Source organism: Flavobacterium columnare NBRC 100251 = ATCC 23463 (genome assembly GCF_002530675.1).
GTDB lineage: Bacteria > Bacteroidota > Bacteroidia > Flavobacteriales > Flavobacteriaceae > Flavobacterium > Flavobacterium columnare.
The window spans coordinates 1-22,804 of the sequence record NZ_PCMX01000043.1 but is presented as its reverse complement, the minus strand read 5'-3'; the positions used below and the strand labels follow the sequence as shown (position 1 = coordinate 22,804).

The following is a 22,804-nucleotide window of genomic DNA, read 5'->3' as shown; positions in this document are numbered from 1 at the left end:
CAAAAAATTAATCTGAGCCGTAAAACCAAACCCCAGCAACAGAGGTGCGTTGGTGGAGTATAAAAGGAGGGGCTTGTGAATTATATTTTACTTTTAGCTTTATTGGTCGTTTTTATAGCCATTTAATCTAGTACTTCTTTAATTTTTTGAGATAAATCGTTTAAATTTTTATAATGAGATAGTTTTAACTCTTTTTTTATAATCTTTAAATATTCAATAATTTCTAGTATTAACTCTAGGGGATCTGCCTCATATCCATATAAGTTTTGATCAAATTCTACACCAGCCATCATAGCATCTGAATCAAGTCCAATACACCAATTTTCTATAAAATCAACTAAATCTATTTCCTCAATTTGGTAGCTTGCCCATTCGTCATCTTGGCAAGTTTGGGCATATTTTTTTTGACTCCAAACACAAAGTAATTGGATAGGATTTCCTTCTTCGTCTTGATAATTATTAGTATAAGATAAAGAATAGTATTCTTCTTTTGCTAAGGTATATATTTTTTCGGTTTGACAAATCGTTTTAATAAACTCTTGATGGCGTTGTATAATCTGAATATCGTCTTTCATAAAATAGAGAGGTTTTTATATTTAGTGTATGTTTTGTAATTGTTTTACAAGAATTAATAAAGTTTATCTGTAAATGGATAAAAGAATTAAGTAATAAAAAAATAAAAACCATGTGTTTTAGTGATTTTTGTTTTTATATTGTTTCATGATTAAAAATGATAGTGTCATTTAATTTTTTTAATAATAAATCGTAATTAAAGAAATAAGTTTGATTGTTTGTTGCTATTTTGTAAAATAAGTACATTTTATACCTAACTGATAACTTTACTATTTGTTTTTGGATTACAATATATAATTCTTGTTAAAATTTTGTTGTTTAGGTAAATCTTTGTTGAAACTAAAAAAATTATTTAGATTTTCCAGCTATGCAAATTACGATTTCTCCTTTTGGAGGTTTTGCTTCAAAATGTTTTAGTACTTCTTCTGCTGTACCTCGTACTGTTTCTTCATGGAGTTTAGAGAGTTCACGGGATACACTTACTAAGCGATTGGAACCAAAGTATTCAACAAATTCGGCTAATGTTTTGATTAGTTTATGAGGAGAAACGTATAAAATCATAGTTCTGCTTTCTTCGGCTAACTGTAAAAAGCGGGTTTGTCTTCCTTTTTTATCGGGTAAGAAGCCTTCAAAGACAAATTTATCATTAGGCAAACCACTGTTTACTAATGCAGGAACAAAAGCAGTTGCACCTGGTAAGCACTCAACTTCTATACCGTTTTCTACACAAGCCCTCGTTAATAAAAAGCCAGGATCGGAAATAGCAGGAGTGCCCGCATCACTAATTAAGGCTATATTTTGTCCTGCTTGCAAACGCTGTATTATTTGATCAACGGTTTTGTGTTCGTTGTGCATGTGATGGCTTTGCATGTGAGTAGCAATTTCAAAGTGTTTAAGTAATTTGCCACTAGTACGGGTGTCTTCCGCCAAAATACAATCTACTTCTTTTAGAATTCGAATGGCTCTAAAAGTCATATCTTCTAAATTGCCAATAGGGGTCGGGACTATGTATAGTTTACTCATTTGTTGAATCGTAAATAGAGAGCAATAATTTATTAATTATCTTGAAAAGAAAAAGTTTAAAAAAGGAATGACTAAATAAGTTTATGAAAACAAAAGTAATAGTCGGAATTTTTATTCCGACTGTCTGTCTCTTTATTAGAAGTTGAGAGGGCAATTATGCAAACTTGCTTATGATATATTCCATAAAACGTTCCTCATAATCTTCTCGACCCAACCAGTTGTTGTAATCAGGTTTTACCATTTCTTCTATAAAATCTTTGGCTTCTTGATAGTTTTTAAAAGTTTCTAATTGTGATAGGACACGATTTAAATCTTCAGTACTTCCATCAAATAAGTTTTTCTCAAATGCCATACGATCGTTTAAAGATAATCCAACGGATTTAGAAATTTTATCATTTAAATTACTTACGGGCTTTTCTATTACGCGCTCAAAAGTAATTTCATTAAAATTAGACATGAATTCAGGAAAAATTTCTTTTACAGCTGATGTATGAATTTCGTTGGAAATGCTTTTTACCTCTTCTGGTTTACCTTCTGTTTCTGTATTTATTTTTTCAGAAACAGTTTTAGAATGTATTTGACTGAAAAAGGCATCCATTGAAATTTTTTCGGATTGGTTATTATCTTCTTCGTTTTCTATGATTTGAGGTGTGTTTTCTTTTTCGGCTGTCTCTTCTTCGGATTTTTCTACAGCCGAAATAGCTTCTGCGATTGGTGTAATTTCCTTAGTTTCAGTTTCTGTACTTTCAATAGGTAGAATGGATTCATTTTCAACAGTTTCATCCAATTCTTCTTCTAGCTGAGCTACTACTATTTTTTCATTATAATCAAAAGCATGTTCTAATTTTTCTTCTATTTGTTTTCTTCCAATAGTGGGTTGTATTTCACTAAAATTTTCTTCGACAAATAACAAAACAGAAAGTTTTTCATACAACCGTTGTGCCTCACGATGTAATTCGCGTACATCTTCTTTATGTTTTAATTGTAAAACTTTATGGGCAATACTAATCAATTCGGCTTCCAATTTCTTTTTCATTGCGTTTAAATTTTTAGTGATGAAAGAATTAAATTTTATTAATAACTTTATCAGTCGAGCTGTAAAACAACCAGTCTTTTTTAATAATTTTGCGAGTTACAAAGTAATAAAAACTATTCATTTTTATCATTATAAAATTAAAAAATGTTTTTAGAAAATACAGTAAACCCAAAAGAACAATTTGGATGGATTGAAGTAATCTGTGGTTCAATGTTTTCCGGAAAAACGGAAGAATTAATCCGTAGATTAAGAAGGGCTCAGTTCGCTAAGCAAAAAGTTGAGATATTTAAACCTAGTATTGATACACGTTATCATGAAGAGATGGTTGTTTCTCATAATAAAAATGAAATTCGTTCTACACCTGTTCCAGCCGCGGCTAATATTCGTATTCTAGCACAAGGTTGTGATGTAGTAGGAATTGATGAAGCCCAATTTTTTGATGAAGAAATCGTTTCTGTTTGTAATGACTTGGCAAATGCAGGGGTTAGAGTAATTGTAGCAGGATTAGATATGGATTTTAAGGGAAACCCTTTTGGTCCTATGCCCGCTCTAATGGCTACTGCGGAATACGTTACTAAGGTACATGCCGTATGTACGAAAACAGGAAATTTAGCACATTATAGTCATAGAAAAACAGCTAATGATAGTTTGGTTCTTTTAGGAGAAACAGAAGAATATGAGCCTTTAAGTAGAGCTGCTTATTTTAACGCTATGCGTAATCATATAGACGTAATAGATGAACAAATTATAAAGAAAGAAGAAGATAAATAATGGCACTGGTACTTAAACAAATTGTAACAGCATTGTCTTGTGAATTTATAGAAGTTGATAGTTCTATTCTAATTGATACTGTTTCAGTAGATAGTCGATCACATCAAAATGCAGATTCAACACTTTTTTTTGCTCTCATTGGCCCCCATCATGATGCACATCAGTATATAGAAACTCTTATAGAACAAGGGGTGAAATCATTTGTAGTACAGACTATTAATGAAAAATGGTTGGGTAAAGCTAATTTTTTAAAAGTAGCTAATACTTTAGAAGCCTTGCAATTATTGGCTACTTATTATAGAAATTTATTTTCATTTCCTGTAATAGGAATTACAGGAAGTAATGGCAAAACAATTGTAAAAGAATGGTTAAACTTTTTGTTAAGTCCAGATTATACAATTATAAGAAGTCCAAAAAGTTATAACTCTCAAGTTGGAGTTCCTCTTTCGGTAATAGGGATCAACGAAATGCACAATTTAGGTATTTTTGAAGCAGGGATTTCTACTGTAAATGAAATGCAAAATTTGCAAAAAATAATTCAACCTACTATTGGAATTTTAACGAATATAGGTTCGGCTCACGATCAAGGTTTTATTGATATTTATGAAAAAATAAAAGAAAAATTAAAGCTTTTTAAGGAAGTAGAAATTCTAATTTTGAATAAAAATAAAACAATTGAAGCTTTTTTAGATCCATCCATAAAAACTTTTACATGGAGTATAGAAAATAAAGAAGCAGATGTTTTTTTTGAAAAAAAAGAAATAGAGCAGCATACCGATTTAAAAGTTATTTATAAAGAACATTGTTTTGAAATAAGTCTCCCTTTTATAGATGAAGCTTCTTTAGAAAATAGTATGCACTGTGTTTTGACTATGTTGTATCTGGGGTATAATGATGGAGTTATTAAGGAAAGAATAGCTCAATTATATCCTGTAGAAATGCGATTGAAAGTTAAAACGGGTATTTATAATAGCACTTTAATAGATGATAGTTATAGTTCTGATTTTCAGTCGTTAAAAATAGCATTGGATTTTTTGAAAAATCAAAATCAAAACCCAAAAAAAACTTTAATTATTTCCGACATTTTTCAGTCAGGATTAACGAATGAAGAACTTTATTCTAGAATAGCACAATTAATTATATTTAATAAAATCACAAAGGTCATTTGTATTGGAAATACAATTACCAAATACAAGAATAAATTTCAGAATGCTATTTCTTTTGAATCAACGGCTTCTTTTGTAAATGCTTTTGATACCCTTGATTTTTCAGACGAAACCATTTTGATTAAAGGAGCTCGTGTTTTTGAATTTGAAAAAATTGTTTCTTTATTAGAAGAAAAAAAGCATGAAACCGTTTTAGAAATTAATTTAAATTCATTAAGTCATAACTTCAATTATTACAAAACTAAAATCAAACCCACGACTAAAATAATGGGTATGGTAAAAGCTTTTGGTTACGGAAGCGGAAGTTTTGAAATAGCAAAATTATTAGCTCATCATAAAGTAGATTATTTAGGGGTAGCTTTTGCAGATGAAGGAATTGAGTTAAAAAAAGCAGGAATAGAAGTCCCTATTATGGTTATGAATCCAGAAATGACCAGTTTTAGATCTATTATTCAATACGGGTTGGAACCTGAAATTTACAGTTTACGAGGTCTGAAAGCTTTTCTAAAAATTTTAGAAGAAAAAAAACAAAATCACTATCCAATCCATATTAAGATAAATACAGGGATGAATCGTTTGGGTTTTGATGAAGAAATAATACCTGAATTAATATCTATATTAAAACAAAATAAAAGGATTCAGGTTAATACTATTTTATCCCATTTTGCCGAAAGTGATAATGATGCAGATAGAACATTTAGTTTGAATCAAATAAACTTATTTGATCGCCTTTCTAAACAAATTATAGAAGTATTAGAATACAATCCGATCCGTCATATTTGTAATTCCTCAGGAATTAGTAATTATCCTGAAGGCGAGTTTGATATGGTTCGTTTAGGAGTAGGGATGTATGGCGTTTCTAATGATCTAAATGAAATGAAATATTTAGAAACTGTAGGTACCTTAAAATCTGTTATTTCTCAAATACGAACTCTAAAAATAGGGGATACCGTTGGATACAATAGACGTTTTGTTGTAGAAAAACCAACACGTATGGCTGTAATTCCTATTGGTTATGCAGATGGAATATCTAGAAAATGGGGTAGAGGCGTAGGGTATCTTTTAGTTAATGGAGAAAAAGCACCTATTTTGGGAAGTATTTGTATGGATATGCTTATGATAGATGTTACCAATATATCCTGTGCAGAAGGTAATGAAGTAGTTGTTTTTGGAAAAGATCTACCTGTAACTGTTATTGCAAACGCTATAGATACTATTCCGTATGAAATACTAACAGGTATTTCGCGTCGAGTGTCGAGAATTTTCTACAGGGAATAGATTTAGAGTTAATTATTTATATTTTAGCTTTGTAACTTCAATTAACTAAAAAAACAATTACAATTATGGGATTTATTTCTGAATTTAAAGAATTTGCACTAAAAGGAAGCCTTGTAGATATGGCTATTGCTTTTGTTATGGGAGGGGCTTTTGGTAAAGTTACTTCGGCTTTTGTTGAAAAAATGTTCGCTCCAATTGTTGGGCTTTTAATGGGAGGTATAGATTTAGCGGATAAAAAAATAGTATTAAAAGAAGCTGTTTTAGATCCGGCAGGGAAAGAAACAGCTCCTGCTGTAGCAATAGAATGGGGGTTGTTTTTAACAGCTGTTATTGATTTTTTAATTGTAGCTTTTGTAATGTTTTTAATTATAAAAGCAATGAATAAAATGAAGAAATCAACACCTGCACCCGCTGCACCTGCAGGACCAACACAAGAAGAGTTATTGATGCAAATAAGAGATCTATTAAAAAAATAATCATATAAAATTTTTTTATTTCTATATTTAAAACCTCAATCATACGATTGGGGTTTTTTAGTATCTATTATTCTGTTTTATAACTAATTTGCTACATCTATACTTTTTATTACATTTACCCTCTAAAATATTATTGAATTATGTCAACAGCTAAAAGTGATTATAAAAGAGTAACTACAAAATCATTATTTGATATGAAAGCCAAAGGTGAAAAAATTTCAATGCTTACAGCATACGATTACACCATGGCTAAAATTGTGGATTCATCAGGTGTAGATGTAATTCTTGTAGGTGATTCAGCTAGTAATGTGATGGCAGGTCATGAAACCACTCTTCCTATCACACTTGATCAAATGATTTATCATGCTTCTTCAGTTGTACGAGCAGCTCAAAGAGCATTAGTGGTTGTAGATTTACCTTTTGGGTCGTATCAATCGGATTCTAAGGAAGCGTTGCGATCTGCTATTCGTGTAATGAAAGAAAGTGGAGGGCATGCTGTCAAGTTAGAAGGAGGGAAAGAAATTAAAGATTCTATAAAAAAAATATTGCAAGCAGGGATACCTGTTATGGGACATTTAGGACTTACCCCTCAATCTATTTATAAATTTGGGACTTATACAGTAAGAGCAAAAGAAGATGCAGAGGCAGAAAAACTTATAGAAGATGCAAAATTATTAGAAAAACTAGGATGCTTTGCTTTAGTACTTGAAAAAATACCAGCTCATTTGGCTAAAAGAGTAGCGGAAAGTATTTTAATACCTGTTATAGGAATTGGTGCTGGTAGTGGGGTAGATGGGCAGGTACTTGTTCTACACGATATGATTGGGATGACTCATGAATTCAGTCCTCGTTTTTTGCGTAGATATATGAATTTATATGAAGATATGACACAAGCTATTGGACAATATGTGGCAGATGTTAAGGCGGTAGATTTCCCAAATGTTAATGAACAATATTAAACGGATATAAAACAATAATAAAATTTCACAAAAGCTATTTTTTAGGTTCTAACATAAATAAGTAAAAGCTTTTGCTATAATTTTTTCGCTCATTGAAAAATGAAAATAATTTCAAATAAGAATAATCTCGTGGTGTTGTATGAAGATAATCATCTTATCGTAGTTAATAAACGAGTAGGAGATATAGTACAAGGGGACAAAACAGGAGATAAACCTTTATCGGATGTAATAAAGGAATATTTAAAAGAAAAATACAATAAACCTGGAGAAGTTTTTTTAGGAGTCGTACACCGTTTAGATAGACCAACAACCGGTATTGTGCTTTTTGCTAAGACTTCAAAAGCTTTAAGTAGACTTAATGACCTTTTTAAAAATAGAGAAACTCAAAAAACCTATTGGGCAGTAGTCAAAAAGAAACCTCCTCAGAAGGAAGCTACTCTTGTGCATTATTTAAAAAGAAATCCAAAAAAAAACACATCTAAAGCGCATCTAAAAGAGGTGCCAGATAGTAAAAAAGCTATTTTGGATTATAAAATTATAAAAGAGTTAAATAATTATTTTGTTTTAGAAATAAATTTACACACAGGAAGACATCATCAAATACGCTCGCAATTAAGTGCCATTGGGTGTCCTATAAAAGGAGATTTAAAATATGGGTTTGATAGAAGTAATATAGACGGAGGAATTCATTTACATGCGCGTAATTTACAATTAGTGCATCCTGTTTCAAAGGAAATCATAAATATCACAGCCTCCGTCCCTGAAGATATTATTTGGAAAGCAATAGAATAAAAAAAGTACTATGTATACTGTATCTCAACGAAAAAAAGTCTTAAAAAAGTTATTAGATAATCTAGTAAAATACGAAACAGATATGCAAGATGCCTTGTATAAAGATTTTAAAAAACCCCGTTTTGAAAGTATGATTTCAGAAACGGAGTATATTATTAATGAACTAAGATATACCATAAGAAAAATAGATTCATGGGCTAAACCTAAAAGAGTTTTTCCTTCATTATTAAATTTTCCCTCAAAGGATTATTTATACTCTGAACCTTATGGTAAAATTCTTATCATCAGCCCGTGGAATTATCCCATTCAATTAGCTTTTTCACCTCTAATTGCAGCCGTAGCAGCTGGAAATAAAGTAACGCTAAAACCTTCAGAGCTTACCCCTAATAGTTCTTCTATACTATCTAAAATTATAAGGGAAACGTTTGATATAGATCAAGTAGTAGTAATAACTGGAGATTATACGATTGCACAAGACTTATTAAGTAAGCGTTGGGATTATATTTTTTTTACTGGAAGTGTACCAGTAGGAAAAATTGTGGCTAAAGCCGCTGCTGAGCATCTTACACCAGTTACTTTAGAATTAGGAGGGAAGAGTCCAAGTATTGTAGATCAAACAGCTGATTTAAAATTAGCTGCCAAAAGAATTATTTGGGGAAAAATATTTAATGCAGGACAAACTTGTATAGCTCCTGATTATTTAATCGTTCATAAAAGTATAAAAGAAAAAATTATTCCTTATTTAATACAAGAAATACAGAATGCCTTAGGTAATTCTATACAAGAATCAGAAGATTTTGCACGTATTATTAATCTAAAGAATTGGAAACGTCAACAGAGTTTGTTAGAAAATCAAACTATATTATTTGGAGGTCAAACAAATGAAACGGATTTATACATATCGCCAACTCTATTAGACGAACCTAGTTTAGAGAGTCCTGTTATGAAAGAGGAAATATTTGGTCCTATTTTACCTATTATTACTTATACAACCAAAGAAGAATTATATCAAGTAATTAATCGTTTTGAGAAACCTCTTGCCTTATATTTGTTTACAAAAGACAAATCTTTTGAAAAAGAGTTACTTTCTAAAATATCTTTTGGAGGAGGTTGTGTAAATGATACATTATCTCATTTTTCTAACAATAATTTACCTTTTGGAGGAGTAGGACATAGTGGTATCGGCGCTTATCATGGAAAATTAGGATTTGAAACATTCTCACACCAAAAAGCAATTGTAAAAAAATCAAATTGGATAGATTTACCCTTTCGTTATGCACCTTATAAAGGAAAAATTAAAATGGTAAAAAAAATCTTAAAATGGCTATAATTTTAAAATGAAAACATCAAAAAAAATTGATTTATATCAAATTATTAAAGAAAGTATAGAACTTTATAAAAAAAACATACTTCTTGTAGGATTTGTTTTTTTTATCCTAACAGTTGTCTTAGTAAGTTTACTGAATGTAGGACTTAAAACTTTCTATAAGGGAGAAGATTTGTTAGAATATTTAAAAAATTTTAATCCTGAAAAATTATCAATACAAGCCAAACTCCTATATTTATTAGGAGCAACAATAATAGTAGTTTTAGTAGCTCCTTTTAATGCAGGAATTCTAAAAATAATGAAAGATGCACAAGAAGGTAAAGAAGTTCGTATTAACACTTTTTTCCATTATATTAATAGTCCTTATTATTTTTCAATAGTGCTAGTTACCTTACTGATTAGTGGGGCAGGTTTGTTTATTAACACAAGTATAGAAGGACTAATTGGTGATTATAAGATTAAAAGTTTTATTTCATTTTTTATTTCGGTATCTACCTCTATTCTTACATTTACAGCTCTACCCAATGTTATTTTTAGCAATTTAAGACCTATAGATGGAATAGTGAAAAGCATCAAGGATTGTTTTTCAAATTTCGGTAAAATATTTTTATTAATGATAATATCTTTAGTCTTAGGCTATTTAGGATTTTTTGCATTTTGTATAGGAATCTTTTTTAGTTTTCCTTTTTATTTTGTCATACAATATAAAGTATATGATAAATTAAAATAATTACTTCTCATTTTGATAGATAAGGAGTCATGCAAATTGGTTGAAAAATAAAGACTAAGTGTAATGTCTCCTTATATTAATAAGAATAACAAGTACTACGATATCTTATAAGTTACATAAAAAAGATAATAAATAACACAAATAGATTTTTTGTTTTTTGAAATAAGGGGGGTGGGTGATTGAAATAATGTTTATTTGTTGTTTGTGTTGAAAAAATAAGGGGGGGGATTGTGTTTTTATTCTTATTTTTTTTAATTTTGTCTAAAATGAATAGGGTACAAACTACTTAATACTATTTTTATGACAACATTTCGTTTTCAATCGCTTCAAAAAGCAACCAGTCGTCCAACTATAGTAGTGGAAGAGCTAGGTAGAAAGTCTGCCATTTTTGGTAGCAATGTATTTAATGATAAAGCAATGCGTCAATTTTTAACATCTGAGGCTTACAAAGCGGTTCAGAATGCTATTTTGCATGGAATAAAAATTGATAGAAAAATTGCTGATTATATAGCAATGGGAATGAAAGAATGGGCTTTATCAAAAGGAGTAACCCATTATACCCATTGGTTTCAGCCTTTAACAGGTACTACAGCTGAAAAGCATGATGCCTTTTTTGAAACTTCTTTTGACGGTTCAGATCCAGTAGAAAAATTCGGAGGAAGTCAATTAGTACAACAAGAACCAGATGCTTCCTCTTTTCCTAATGGAGGCATTCGTAATACATTTGAAGCCCGTGGATATACAGCTTGGGATCCAACATCACCTGCTTTTATCTTTGGTACAACATTATGTATTCCTACTGTTTTTATTTCATATACGGGAGAAGCATTAGATAATAAAACACCTTTATTACGTGCTTTACAAGCTGTTGATACAGCGGCTACAGAAGTAGCTAAATACTTTGATAAAAATGTTAAAAAAGTTACACCTACCTTAGGTTGGGAACAAGAATATTTTTTGGTTGATTCCGCTTTAGCTTCTTCTAGACCTGATATTTTAGCTACAGGAAGAACATTATTAGGTCATACTTCTGCTAAAGGACAGCAATTAGAAGATCATTATTTTGGGTCTATTCCAACAAGAGTTCTGAATTATATGCGTGATTTAGAAAACGAATGTATGTTGCTGGGGATTCCTGTTAAAACACGTCATAATGAGGTAGCACCTAACCAATACGAGTTAGCACCTATTTTTGAAGAAACTAATTTAGCAGTAGACCATAACTCTTTATTAATGGATGTAATGCAAAAAGTAGCAGAACGTCATAATTTTAAAGTGTTAATGCACGAAAAACCTTTCAAAGGAGTAAATGGTTCAGGTAAACACAATAACTGGTCGTTAGCTACTGATACGGGTGTTAATTTATTATCACCAGGGAAAACACCTATGAGTAACCTGCAGTTTCTAACTTTCTTTATAAATACAATTAAAGCGGTACATGATTATGAAGAATTATTAAGAGCTTCTATAGCATCAGCAAGTAATGATCATAGGTTAGGCGCAAACGAAGCCCCTCCAGCTATTATTTCTGTATTTATTGGTCAACAATTAACAAAAGTATTAGAAGAATTAGAAGGCGTTTCAAATGGTAAATTATCGCCAGAAGAAAAAACAGATTTAAAATTAAATGTAGTAGGTAGACTACCAGATGTATTCCTAGATAATACAGATAGAAACAGAACCTCTCCTTTTGCTTTTACAGGTAATAAGTTTGAATTCCGTGCAGTAGGTTCTTCCGCTAATTGTGCTACTTCTATGGCTACTTTAAATACAATCGTTGCCAAACAATTAAAAGTATTCAAAACAGAAGTAGATGCTTTAATAGAAGAAAAAGGATTGAAAAAAGATGAAGCCATCTTTAATATATTAAGAGAATATATCAAACAAACTAAAAATATTTTATTTGAAGGAGATGGTTATAGTGACGCATGGGAAGAAGAAGCCGCAAAAAGAGGCTTAAGCAACCACAAAACCACTCCAAAAGCTTTAAAAGCTAAAGTTTCAGAAAAAGCAGTTAGCTTATTTGAAGAAATGGGAGTAATGAATCATGTAGAAGTAGAAGCTCGTTATGAAATTGAATTGGAAGAATACACTAAAAAAATTCAAATAGAAGGAAGAGTTCTTGGTGATATTGCTCGTAACCATGTAATTCCTACGGCTATTCGTTATCAAAATATTTTAATTGAAAATGTAAAAGGATTAAAAGAAATTTTTGGTTCTGATTTTCAAAATGTTGCTAAAGAACAAATTGGTTTAATTAAAGAAATTTCAGAACACATTGAAGGAATCAATAAAAATGTGGATCAAATGATTGAAGAGCGCAAGAAAGCTAATAATTTAGATTCTTCTGAAGCCATGGCACATGCGTATTGTGATAATGTAAAACCTTATTTTGATGTCATCCGTGAACATTGTGATAAATTAGAACTATTGGTAGATGACGAATTATGGACGTTAACTAAATACAGGGAATTATTGTTTACAAAATAGACTTTATATACAGTATTAAAATAAAAAAACAGGTAAAAAAGATAGACCGTATCTGTACTGCACACAAAAGGTTGGACAAATTTAACCTGAATTTTAACAATAATGAGCTCGATATTTTGTCGGGCTCATTTCTTTTAGATTCGACCTAATTCTTTCGTTGTTGTAGTAATGATAATAATGGATTCAGAAGGAATCTCGAATTGTAAACAGGTTTCGCTTGGGGCCAGGTGTTTGTTGTCAATATTCCGCAAAACGTTCAACTTAAAATTAGTAGCGTAACTTTAATTCGTTCTTGGAAGTAAGCCTTTTTCTTCAAAATCTTATAGGAATTAACCACTTCCTGATACTGAATTTGTTTAATCTTTTTAGTTTAGAGAAACATACTCGCTGGAATAATGATTTTCTAAAATCAACCTTACAGATTCTAAGTTTAAATGTATAATCATATTTAACTTTTCTTCCCATAAAAATGCTCCAAAAGTGTCTGGCTTTTTGGAGGGAGTGTAAAAAATCTTCTTTTTTATTTTTAAAAGGGTTAAAAATTGTTTGAATTTTAACAAAATGTATGGGAAAACCTCAATTGAATTAAGTAAAAACTAATTAAATTTCGATATTCTTTAAAATTACTGATTAACAGGTGTTTAAGTTGTTGTGTCTGTTGTTGGTAACAATTGCTGTTGTTTATTTTAAAAAGTTAAAATTACAGTTAAAATTAAAATAAGGATTGGACACCCTTGAACAAAATCTCTAAAAAGAATATGAAAGCGTGATAAGCATTAAATTTTAATGATCTTAAAAAAAATGAAAAACATAGCTTTTTAAACTTTTATATCTTTTAGAGTTTTTTTTAAAAACCGTAAAAAAAGAGAAACAGTTTAAATAAAACAACACCAAAAAGAACCAGTGAGTTAAATTATCAAATAGAATAAAATTATTTTTTAGATACTTTTTATGAGCATTAAACTAAAAATGTATCTAGATTTAAACAAACGAATAAAACTAAACGAATACATTTTATTAAAAAATGAAGCAGTTGAAACAAATCATTTTTTTGTTATTTCTTTTGGGAAACCCAGTAGTTATTAATGCACAATTTATAATTACAGGTAAACTTATGCAATCAACTAATGCACCTATAATATGGGCTGAAATAATTGTATTAACTCCTCAAAATGAAGCAATAACTAGTCAACTAACAAATGAACAAGGAGATTTTAAAATAATTCTATCAGAAGGAAATTATACAATACAGATTAAACAATTAGGAAACCTTCTGATAGAAAAAGATATTCAAGTAAATCAAAATATTAATCTAGGAGTTTTATATCCTGAAATGACAAAAAAGTTAGAGGAAATATCAATTACATTTCAGAAAAAAATAATAGAGCGTAAAGTAGATAGAGTAATTTTTAATGTACAAAATTCTGCCAGAGCTTCAAATGGAGATGCTTTAGAAGCCTTAAAAGTAACCCCTGGAATAAGAGTGCAAAATGATGTAGTAGCAATGATAGGAAAAGGCGGAATGGGGTTAATGATAGATGATAGATTAATGGCATTATCTGGTGAGGATTTAACAAATTATCTTAAAACAATAGCTGCTGATAACATAAAATCAATAGAAGTTATTACAACGCCACCAGCAAAATATAGCGCAGAAGGAAATAGTGGTCTTATTAATATTGTTCTTAAAAAAGCAAAAAAGGATACATGGAACACAAGTATTAGAACCAATTTAAAACAAAACACCTATTTTACAGGTGGTCTAGGAGGAACATTTACATACAAAAAAGATAAAAACAGTTGTGTTGTAAGCACACTTTATACGAATGGGAGTAATCAAGGTATTGAAAATTCAACCATTTATTATCCTAACCAACAATGGCAAAATAATGGTTTGGGAAGATATTACACGAATATTTGGAGTAATCGTTTAGGATATGATTATCAAATAAATAAAAAATGGAGTTTAGGACTACAATACGTAGGAAACATAAATAAACCAAATATTGATGACTCAAATAAGGTAAACCTAATAGATAATACAACACAAAAACAAATAGGAAATATTAATTCAAAAGGAGAAAGTAAAAGGGAAAAAGAATTAAATACGTTCAATCTTCATTCAAATATTGATTTAGATACGATCGGTAGAAAAATAAGCATGGATGTAGATTATTTACTGTATAAATCTAATGTTACTCGCAACTTTGATGCTACAATTTTTGCATTACCTCAATCAGGTTTGCAATCAGGAATTCAAAAAACTCTCAACCATAGCAATCAAACTATTAAAAATATTTCAACCCAGTTTGATATACAGCATCCATTGCGATGGATGAATTTGAATTACGGTATCCGATTCTCATTTTCAAAAACTCAAAATACAGTAGACCTATTTGATGCCTCTACAGGACAGTTAATATGGGATCCAAATCAAAGTAATAAGTTTGATTTTAAAGAAAACACACAAGCTATTTATATAAATGGAAATAAAACTTTTGGAAAAGAAAAATGGCAAACCCAAGTAGGATTGCGTGTGGAAAATACCCAAACAGAAGGAAAATCTATTACTTTAAATCAAATTACCTCTATAAACTATATACAATTCTTTCCTACAGTCTATTGTATGTATAAAGTAAATGATAATAAAACAATTTCAATAAGTTATTCTAAAAGAATTTATAGACCTAATTTTTCTAATTTAAACCCTTTTAGATGGTATACTTCAAATTTTTCTTATTCGGAAGGAAATCCAAATTTAAGACCTTGTATTTCAAATAATTTTGAATTAAACTTTAATTATAAAGATCATATAAGTTCAAGTCTCTTTTTTTCTAAAGAAACCAACAATTTTGGACAAGTAGTAATGCTTAATACTAATGAATACATTCAAAGAATAACACAACTTAACTATTTTGATAATTATAGTATTGGATTGAATCAAATGATTAATTATACTAAAAAAAGATGGTGGGAAAATCAAAATAGCTTATATGTTTATTTTCAACATTCTGATTCTAAAATTTATCCTTTAACACCTAAAACAAATGAAGGTTTAGGCGCGCAAATAAATACAAGTAATAATTTTATTTTAAAAAAAGACAAAACCCTTTCAGCAGGTTTTGATGTTAGCTATATTTTTCCAAATAAATCAGGTGATTTAGTATACAACTATGAAAGAACTCTTATAAGCCTTTATGGAAGAGCTTCTTTTTTAGAAAAAAAATTGCAAGCAACCATAACAGTTGAAAATATTCTAAAGACAAATGACTTTAATACATTAAGTACTAGAAATACTATTGATACTAGATACAAGGGATATTATGATTCTCGTTATATAAACGTACAATTAATATACAAATTTGGTAATACTAAAGTAAGTATTAAAAACCGAAAAGTAAGTAACGAAGAAGAAAAAAACAGAACAAATTAAAATATTTTAAATTTCTATAATTTGTAGTGTACAATACAAAAAATAGAATTTCTAAATATCCATTTGCGTAAATTAACTGACTGCTCGGTGAAATAATAAGCAGAAACAATACAATAATTTTTATTCTAGTAAAAATGAAAACAAACAAAACAGAAAAATTTGATCTATCAAAATTTGAGGCTCTTGAAATTAATGGAGAAACATTAAAAGGAGGTTTTTCTACTGCTTTAACAATAAATGCAGTAGGCGGTTTACTAAAAGAAGGTGATAACTACTATAAATGTGGTCAAACAAACAATTGTCAGAGTGGCAACTGTGTTGCAGGCTGCGGATCAGATATGAGTACAGCAGAAGTTTAGTAGTAAAATTGAGTTAGAATAATCAAAAAGAAGTGTCCGAAAAGTTATAATACTCAATGCAATCAAATATATTAGACTTTATAAATAAAGATAAAAAATAAAAAAATGAAATTTTCATTCTATTGAACAATAAATTGCATATTGATTTATACTTTTCGGATAACCTTATTGTAAGCAACAGAATAATTTATGAAACTTTTAAATTTTGAAAAACTAGATGAGGTTGATAAACAAAAACTTATAGGAGGATTTTCTTCTATCTTCAGTACAGTTGATAATTCTGATTACCAAGATTCAAACCTGACTAATAATTGTCATGGAGGAAACTGTGCAGCAGCTACTTGTAAAAAACAAAAAATAACGAAAGAAAAAGGTAAAAACAGTAATTGCGTAGGGAACTGTGTACCAGGATGTGGTACAAAAAAATAGATAGATCTTACTTATAACCAATCCTTTTATATCCTTTATTATATAAAGGCAAAGTATGTATTGTTTTAATTTTTATAAACTAACATAAAATATGAAAAAATATAGTCGCTTTAATACGATATTGCCTTATAAAGGAAAATATGCGTTGTATAATTCATTAGAACAAAAGACTCTTTTTATAGAAAAAGAATTAAAAGAACTTTTAGAAGCCTCTATTATAGAAGGTGTTAATAACTTAAAAGAAATACATCCCACTTTTTTTGATTATCTATCAGAAAACAATTTTTTGATTAATAACGATATAGATGAGACAGAAAAAGTAAAAAAAATTAGCAAAAAAGCGGATGAAAATTTTTCTACTTTTTTATTAACAGTAAATCCTACTATGAACTGCAATTTCAAATGTTGGTATTGTTATGAAACGCATATAAAAGATTCTAAATTAGATTATTCAGTTCTAGATTCAGTAAAAAAAATGGTTACTAAAACCATTTCAAAACCTGAAATGAAATATTTTTCATTATCATTTTTTGGAGGAGAACCCTTGCTATATTTTAAAACGAATGTAATCCCGCTGATAGATCACGTAAGAGAAGAAAGTATTTATTACGATAAAAAATACTCAGTAAGCTTTACTACGAATGGGTATTTAGTTAGCGACCATTTTATAGACTATTTTAAAAACCATGATATGTATGCTAGTTTGCAAATTACTTTGGATGGTTATAAAGAAGAACATGATGAAGTCCGATTTGTAAATAAAAAGAAAGGAAGTTACGATGAAATTATAACCAATGTTAAAAAATTACTTCTAAATGAACGTTTTAACATTACTCTTCGTATCAATTACACCGATAAAAATATTCATAATTGTTTTAAAATAATAGATGATTTTGAAGACATTCCAATGGAAATTAGGAAAGAAAAATTACTTATAGATTTTCATCGCGTATGGCAGAACGATCAGTTAGATGATAGTAATAAAGTTTTAATGAATCATGTGGAAATCATGGAATCGAAAGGGTTTAAGACTCATGTTATTTATTCTCCAAACAATGTAAAAGCATCGTGTTATGCAGATAAAAGAAATAGTGCAACCATAAATTATAATGGTGATTTATTTAAATGTACGGCAAGAGATTTTCTTTCTGAAAATAGAGCAGGATATATATCAAAAGAAGGTGATTTAATTTGGGAAAACGGTTATTTAGATAAAAGAATGAATTCTAAATTTAAAAACAAACCTTGCCTTACTTGTAAAATTATGCCCTTATGTAATGGCGGATGTACACAACATGCTATGGAAAACGAAGGAAAAGAATATTGTGTTTTTCATGGAGATGAATCTGAAAAAGATAAAGTTGTTTTAACCAAGATAGAGGAAATATTACAAGAAAATGCTACGTTACAAGAAGCCTAAAGTCACTTTTTACAATCAGCTTGAAAGTACTGATTGTGGAGCTGCATGTTTGGCTATGATTATTAGTTATCATGGTAAAAAAGTTTCTTTATCACAAGTAAAAGAACAGTTTGAATTGACCAGAATAGGAGTCTCTATTCAAGATATTATTCAAGTGGCATCAAATATAGGATTTCAAACAGTAGCTCTAAAACTAACACAAGAACAACTGGAAGAAATTCCATTACCCTCAATTTTGTATTGGAAACAAGAACATTTTGTAGTACTTGAAAAAATAATACACAAAAAAGGAGAGACTTTATATTACATACTTGATCCAGGTTATGGTAAAATAATTTTAGAAAGAAATATTTTTGCAAAAGAATGGCAGGGAAACAATGAAAAAGGAGTGGGTATCGTATTTCAAGAAACTGAAAATTTTAAAAAATTTAAGTGGCAAGAAGAAATAAAAAAAGAGCTATTAAAATCACCCTCCTTTACGACCGCCTACTCGTTTTTAAAAAACAACAAATGGAAATATGTAAGTTCAATTATACTATTAATTATTAGCTTGATAACTTCCTTTTTTATTCCATTTACTTTTCAAAAAGTTATTGATTCTGGTATTGTTTTAAAAGATATTCATGTCGTTTACTATTTTTTAGCTGCACAACTTGTACTTTTTATATCTAGTTTTATCTCGGATTTTTTAAGTACATTACTTTTAACAAAAATAAATTATCAGTTAAGTATTCTACTAAAAGAAAACTTATTATTAAAATTAATGCGTTTGCCTATTCGTTTTTTTGATACAAGGCTTAATACCGAAACATTACAACGGATTCAAGACCAAAACAAAATACAAAATTTTATTACTTGGAAAGGAATTGATTTTACTTTAAGTATTTTTAACATATTTATCTTTAGTGGCTTACTTTGTTATTTTAATCCTATTATATTTAGTATATATATTACTATATCCGTATTATCAATAGTTTGGGTCGTCTTTTTTTTACGTAAAAGAGCGATGTTAGAATACGCTATGTTTTTAGGACAATCTGAAAACAGCAATGGTATTTACGAATTCATAATGAATATGCCAGAAATTAAAATAAATCATGCACAATATAAGATCGTAAACAAAATATTAAACGTTCAAAAAAAATTAAATAAGCTAGAACTTCGTAACTTATTTTTGAATATGTATCAAAATATAGGAGTAGAATTTTTAAGCAAATTCAAAGAAATTATAGCTATTGCTATCTGTTCTTATTTTATTATAAAAGGGCAAATGACATTAGGAACACTATTGAGTATTTCGTACGTGATAGGTCAATTAACAAATCCTATTCAAAACTTCGTAATATTTGTTAGAGATACCCAAGATGCTACAATTGCAAATAAACGAATAAGCGAAATTTACGATAACAAAGAGGAAGATAATAAAACAAAAACAAATATAGAAAAGACTACTTTTCATAGCATAAATATACAAGAAGTATCTTTTAAATATCCTGGAAATTTTAACCCATTTGTTTTAGAAAATCTTTCCTTTTCAATCCCTAAAAATAGTATTACTGCAATTGTGGGAGCAAGTGGAAGTGGAAAAACATCTCTTTTGAAATTATTATTGTCCTATTATCCTCCTACAAAAGGAAATATTCAGTTAGATACACTTGATTTGCAAGAGGCTTCTGCTAACCATTGGAGAAAAAAATGTGGAATTGTTTTGCAAGATGGAAAAATATTTAGTGGAACAATAGCAGAAAATATTGCAATAGCAGATGAAATAATTGATGAAGATAAATTAATTAATGCTGCCAAAACAGCTAATATATTAGAATTAATAAAAGTGTTGCCTATGGGATTTAATACTAAGATAGGTAATTCAGGAATTGAGCTAAGTGGAGGGCAAAAACAGCGCATCCTAATTGCTCGTGCGGTTTATAAAAACCCTGATTTTATCTTTTTTGATGAAGCCACTTCCGCACTAGATGCCGAAAATGAAAAAATAATTCATGATAATTTACAAGAATTTTTTAAAGGAAAGACAGTTGTAATTATCGCACATCGTTTATCAACTGTAAAAAATGCAGATCAAATAATTGTATTAAAACAAGGACAAATAGTAGAAAAAGGGAAGCATCAAGAACTTGTAGATAAAAAAGAAGATTATTTTAACTTAGTTAAAAACCAACTAGAATTAGGGAACTAATAACTAAAAAATATTCTGTCAAAGATCAGAAGTACCTCTATTTTTTAATCAATACAATTAAAGAATCTTTTAACAATTAAGACGAATAAATGAGTATAAATGATACCCAATGCCTATTTTGAGAATAAAAAAAGCTTTTGTGTTTTTTTTATAAGTATGTAAAGAGATAATGTTATATTTAACAAAATATACGGAAAAACCATAATTAAATTAATTTAAAACCAAGTAAATTGCGCCCCGTAAAACTTCTTGATTAACAGTAACTAAAGTAAAATTTTATTTATTGTTAGGAGGAACTTTTGCTGTTTACTTTATAAGATAAAAAAACAGCAAAAATTACAGTAAAAATAGAAAAGAGGGATTGGACCCCCACTTAAATGAAAACTCTGAAAAGAATATAAGAGTAAAACGAGCGCTAATACCTCCGGTGTTTAAAAGTGATTTATAAAAAATAGCTTGTTTAACTTTTGTATCTTTTAGAGTTTTTAAAAAGATAAAATAAAATTCTTAATATAGATGTACTCCAGTGATGGGAAAATATATGTAAACTTCTAAATAAAAAGTTCTTGTGTAATATACGTGATTTACATAAAAGGCAACAAAGAAATGCTATGTTCATTTTTTTGAAAACCAGCATCAGTTGTTTTTTTGTAAATTAAGATATCCTTGTGTAAGTGTACAATATTTTAAATATCAGCAATCTTTTATGATTAGAATGAGGTATACTTATTGAAAAAAATATTAATTAGAATCAGAAAACCCACTCAAGGGATGAGTGATTTGGGTAATGAGTACTTTTGTTTAGAAATATAAAAAAAATTAAAGTAAGGAATAATTGACCTCCAAGAATTGATTAAAAATGTATAGAACGTTAGGCTCAATATGTATTATAGCATCTGCTTTAATATCTTATCTAGATAAATATGTAATGGTTTATAATATTAATTTTAATAATAATCATGGTTATAATAATTCGGCAGATTTAGTTTGGGCAACTTCTATTATTATAGCTCCTCTTTTGTTAATTATAGGAGCTAACATGAGGCCCTACAAGATTAGTTATATATTTCCTGTTTACACTTATACAACTTATTTATTTTGGGTGTTTAGAGAAGATAAAACAGATTATGGATGGCCTAAATTTTATGCTGTTTTTGTAACCCTTTTATTTATTGTTTTTATGATAGGAATGTCCAAAATAAAGAAAAAGGAAAAGATAGAAAAAGAAGAGATCAAAAAGAAAATTATGTTTCTTGAAAAAATGCTCGATTTGTCGTACATAGTAATAAATAAGTATTAGCTTATGAGTAAGTACGATGAATTAATACGTCTTTCAAAATTAGCCAATGAGTCGTATGATAATAACGAAATTGATGAAGAAACGGTTAGGAAGATATTTTCTCAATGTTTGAAAGAATACAGGAGAATACAAGCTGAAGAGAATTCAAAGATGAAAAAAAAATGTATTAATATGTTCTTTAAAAAGCCTCTATAATAGAGGCTTTTCTGTTTTTTCTCTCATTTTATTTAATTGATTGATTAATTCTTTCTCTTTAAATGTTTCATATAAATAATCAACTTTGTCGTCAATTGTTTTTACTAAATGATCATATTGCGTACTTGAATATTTTTCCTTATAAAAGGAAACCTGCTCTCTTAAAAAATCATTTTGTTCTTTAAGAAAAGTAATTGTATCATAAGCTGTTTTTAATTCTATTTTTAAAGAATCTATCTCAAATAATTCATCTGTATTAAGATTTACCTTAGAAAATTGATTTAAATCATTTTGATTAACTAAATAATTATGTAATATTCTTAGGGTAGATTTTCTTGGTTTTTTTGAAGTTCCATTAAGTATTTTGTTAATACCTACTTCTGTAAGTTTTGTTTTTTCAGCTATTTTATAACCTGTTAAACCTCTTTTTTTAATTTCTAAAATTATAGAATTAGCATCCATTTTTATTCATTTTAGCTTTTAAAAGCATAATAGTTATGTTAAAAAAATATATTTAGTTTTGTATTTACATAACTATTATGTATGTTTGTCTCACACAAATCTAGCAAAAAAAACTAATTGTTTGAATTGAGAAATACAAAACAATAGTAATATATAAAGAAATAGTTAAAATATTTTAAATTCTCTAAATATAGAATAAAATAAAAAAATATAAGTAAAACTTCTTAAATTTATGACTCATGTTTATCCTTTAAAAAAGTAAAGTTGTTTTTTATATCCATTGGAATATGAATAGATTGTTAAATAAAAACATCCTTAGATTAATTTGAGAAAAATGGGAGATAAGATAGTAAAATTAATATAGTAAGATGCAGATATACATAATTAAGTT

Annotated in this window: 20 protein-coding genes; 15 read left to right on the top strand and 5 right to left on the bottom strand. The window is 28.8% G+C overall.

What is annotated here, in order from left to right:
- Nucleotides 1-122: 122 nt before the first annotated feature.
- The 3 genes from B0A78_RS06870 to B0A78_RS06860 all read right to left on the bottom strand — a co-directional run bounded on the left by B0A78_RS06870 (nucleotide 123) and on the right by B0A78_RS06860 (nucleotide 2,632).
- Nucleotides 123-575 carry a DUF2750 domain-containing protein gene (locus B0A78_RS06870; protein WP_014164402.1) on the bottom strand — a complete coding sequence of 151 codons (453 nt, stop codon included), beginning with the start codon at nucleotides 573-575 and terminating at the stop codon, nucleotides 123-125.
- A gap of 346 nt (nucleotides 576-921) precedes the next feature.
- Nucleotides 922-1,596, bottom strand: a complete 675-nt coding sequence (gene rsmI, locus B0A78_RS06865; protein ID WP_097609499.1) for a 16S rRNA (cytidine(1402)-2'-O)-methyltransferase — start codon at nucleotides 1,594-1,596, stop codon at nucleotides 922-924.
- Between the two features lie 154 nt (nucleotides 1,597-1,750).
- A complete protein-coding gene (locus B0A78_RS06860; RefSeq protein ID WP_014164404.1) occupies nucleotides 1,751-2,632 on the bottom strand; it encodes a hypothetical protein in 882 nt (293 codons plus the stop codon).
- 144 nt (nucleotides 2,633-2,776) lie between these two features.
- Between B0A78_RS06860 and B0A78_RS06855 the strand changes: the two genes are divergently transcribed.
- The 8 genes from B0A78_RS06855 (at nucleotide 2,777) to B0A78_RS06820 (ending at nucleotide 12,621) form a co-directional block, all read left to right on the top strand.
- Nucleotides 2,777-3,403, top strand: coding sequence for a thymidine kinase (locus B0A78_RS06855; RefSeq protein WP_014164405.1), 627 nt, complete (start codon nucleotides 2,777-2,779; stop codon nucleotides 3,401-3,403).
- On the top strand, nucleotides 3,403-5,847 hold the full coding sequence (locus B0A78_RS06850) for a bifunctional UDP-N-acetylmuramoyl-tripeptide:D-alanyl-D-alanine ligase/alanine racemase (RefSeq protein WP_097609498.1): 2,445 nt from the start codon (nucleotides 3,403-3,405) through the stop codon (nucleotides 5,845-5,847). The genes B0A78_RS06855 and B0A78_RS06850 overlap by 1 nt, the downstream gene beginning before the upstream one ends.
- A gap of 65 nt (nucleotides 5,848-5,912) precedes the next feature.
- Entirely contained in the window at nucleotides 5,913-6,323 is a 411-nt protein-coding gene (mscL, locus tag B0A78_RS06845; protein WP_014164407.1) for a large-conductance mechanosensitive channel protein MscL, read from the top strand.
- 140 nt (nucleotides 6,324-6,463) lie between these two features.
- A complete protein-coding gene (gene panB / locus B0A78_RS06840; protein WP_014164408.1) occupies nucleotides 6,464-7,282 on the top strand; it encodes a 3-methyl-2-oxobutanoate hydroxymethyltransferase in 819 nt (272 codons plus the stop codon).
- 99 nt (nucleotides 7,283-7,381) lie between these two features.
- Nucleotides 7,382-8,074, top strand: a complete 693-nt coding sequence (locus tag B0A78_RS06835) for an RluA family pseudouridine synthase (protein WP_065213657.1) — start codon at nucleotides 7,382-7,384, stop codon at nucleotides 8,072-8,074.
- Nucleotides 8,075-8,084: 10 nt separating this feature from the next.
- A complete protein-coding gene (locus B0A78_RS06830) occupies nucleotides 8,085-9,404 on the top strand; it encodes an aldehyde dehydrogenase (protein WP_065213656.1) in 1,320 nt (439 codons plus the stop codon).
- A gap of 7 nt (nucleotides 9,405-9,411) precedes the next feature.
- A complete protein-coding gene (locus tag B0A78_RS06825) occupies nucleotides 9,412-10,131 on the top strand; it encodes a hypothetical protein (protein ID WP_065213655.1) in 720 nt (239 codons plus the stop codon).
- A 300-nt stretch (nucleotides 10,132-10,431) separates the two neighbouring features.
- Nucleotides 10,432-12,621 carry a glutamine synthetase III family protein gene (locus B0A78_RS06820; RefSeq protein ID WP_014164412.1) on the top strand — a complete coding sequence of 730 codons (2,190 nt, stop codon included), beginning with the start codon at nucleotides 10,432-10,434 and terminating at the stop codon, nucleotides 12,619-12,621.
- 93 nt (nucleotides 12,622-12,714) lie between these two features.
- Here the strand turns inward: B0A78_RS06820 and B0A78_RS15080 are convergent, their stop codons facing one another.
- Complete coding sequence (locus B0A78_RS15080; RefSeq protein WP_077225431.1) at nucleotides 12,715-12,804, bottom strand: IS3 family transposase; 90 nt, start codon at nucleotides 12,802-12,804, stop codon at nucleotides 12,715-12,717.
- A gap of 841 nt (nucleotides 12,805-13,645) precedes the next feature.
- Here B0A78_RS15080 and B0A78_RS06810 point away from each other — a divergent pair.
- The 7 genes from B0A78_RS06810 to B0A78_RS06780 all read left to right on the top strand — a co-directional run bounded on the left by B0A78_RS06810 (nucleotide 13,646) and on the right by B0A78_RS06780 (nucleotide 21,951).
- On the top strand, nucleotides 13,646-16,054 hold the full coding sequence (locus B0A78_RS06810; protein ID WP_097609497.1) for an outer membrane beta-barrel protein: 2,409 nt from the start codon (nucleotides 13,646-13,648) through the stop codon (nucleotides 16,052-16,054).
- Between the two features lie 134 nt (nucleotides 16,055-16,188).
- On the top strand, nucleotides 16,189-16,413 hold the full coding sequence (locus B0A78_RS06805; RefSeq protein ID WP_014164414.1) for a hypothetical protein: 225 nt from the start codon (nucleotides 16,189-16,191) through the stop codon (nucleotides 16,411-16,413).
- A gap of 189 nt (nucleotides 16,414-16,602) precedes the next feature.
- The gene (locus tag B0A78_RS06800) at nucleotides 16,603-16,842 is read left to right on the top strand and encodes a hypothetical protein (RefSeq protein ID WP_014164415.1); all 240 of its coding nucleotides are present in this window, start codon (nucleotides 16,603-16,605) and stop codon (nucleotides 16,840-16,842) included.
- Nucleotides 16,843-16,933: 91 nt separating this feature from the next.
- Nucleotides 16,934-18,262 (top strand): radical SAM/SPASM domain-containing protein, encoded by a 1,329-nt coding sequence (locus B0A78_RS06795; RefSeq protein WP_065213653.1) that lies wholly within the window; start codon nucleotides 16,934-16,936, stop codon nucleotides 18,260-18,262.
- Nucleotides 18,240-20,456 (top strand): peptidase domain-containing ABC transporter, encoded by a 2,217-nt coding sequence (locus B0A78_RS06790; RefSeq protein ID WP_065213652.1) that lies wholly within the window; start codon nucleotides 18,240-18,242, stop codon nucleotides 20,454-20,456. The genes B0A78_RS06795 and B0A78_RS06790 overlap by 23 nt, the downstream gene beginning before the upstream one ends.
- Nucleotides 20,457-21,315: 859 nt before the next feature.
- Complete coding sequence (locus B0A78_RS06785) at nucleotides 21,316-21,756, top strand: hypothetical protein (RefSeq protein ID WP_014164418.1); 441 nt, start codon at nucleotides 21,316-21,318, stop codon at nucleotides 21,754-21,756.
- A 3-nt stretch (nucleotides 21,757-21,759) separates the two neighbouring features.
- Nucleotides 21,760-21,951, top strand: a complete 192-nt coding sequence (locus B0A78_RS06780) for a hypothetical protein (protein WP_014164419.1) — start codon at nucleotides 21,760-21,762, stop codon at nucleotides 21,949-21,951.
- Here the strand turns inward: B0A78_RS06780 and B0A78_RS06775 are convergent.
- Nucleotides 21,946-22,413: a hypothetical protein gene (locus tag B0A78_RS06775; protein WP_014164420.1), complete on the bottom strand. Its 468-nt coding sequence runs from the start codon at nucleotides 22,411-22,413 to the stop codon at nucleotides 21,946-21,948. The two genes, B0A78_RS06780 and B0A78_RS06775, sit on opposite strands and share 6 nt — an antisense overlap.
- Between the last annotated feature and the right edge of the window lie 391 nt (nucleotides 22,414-22,804).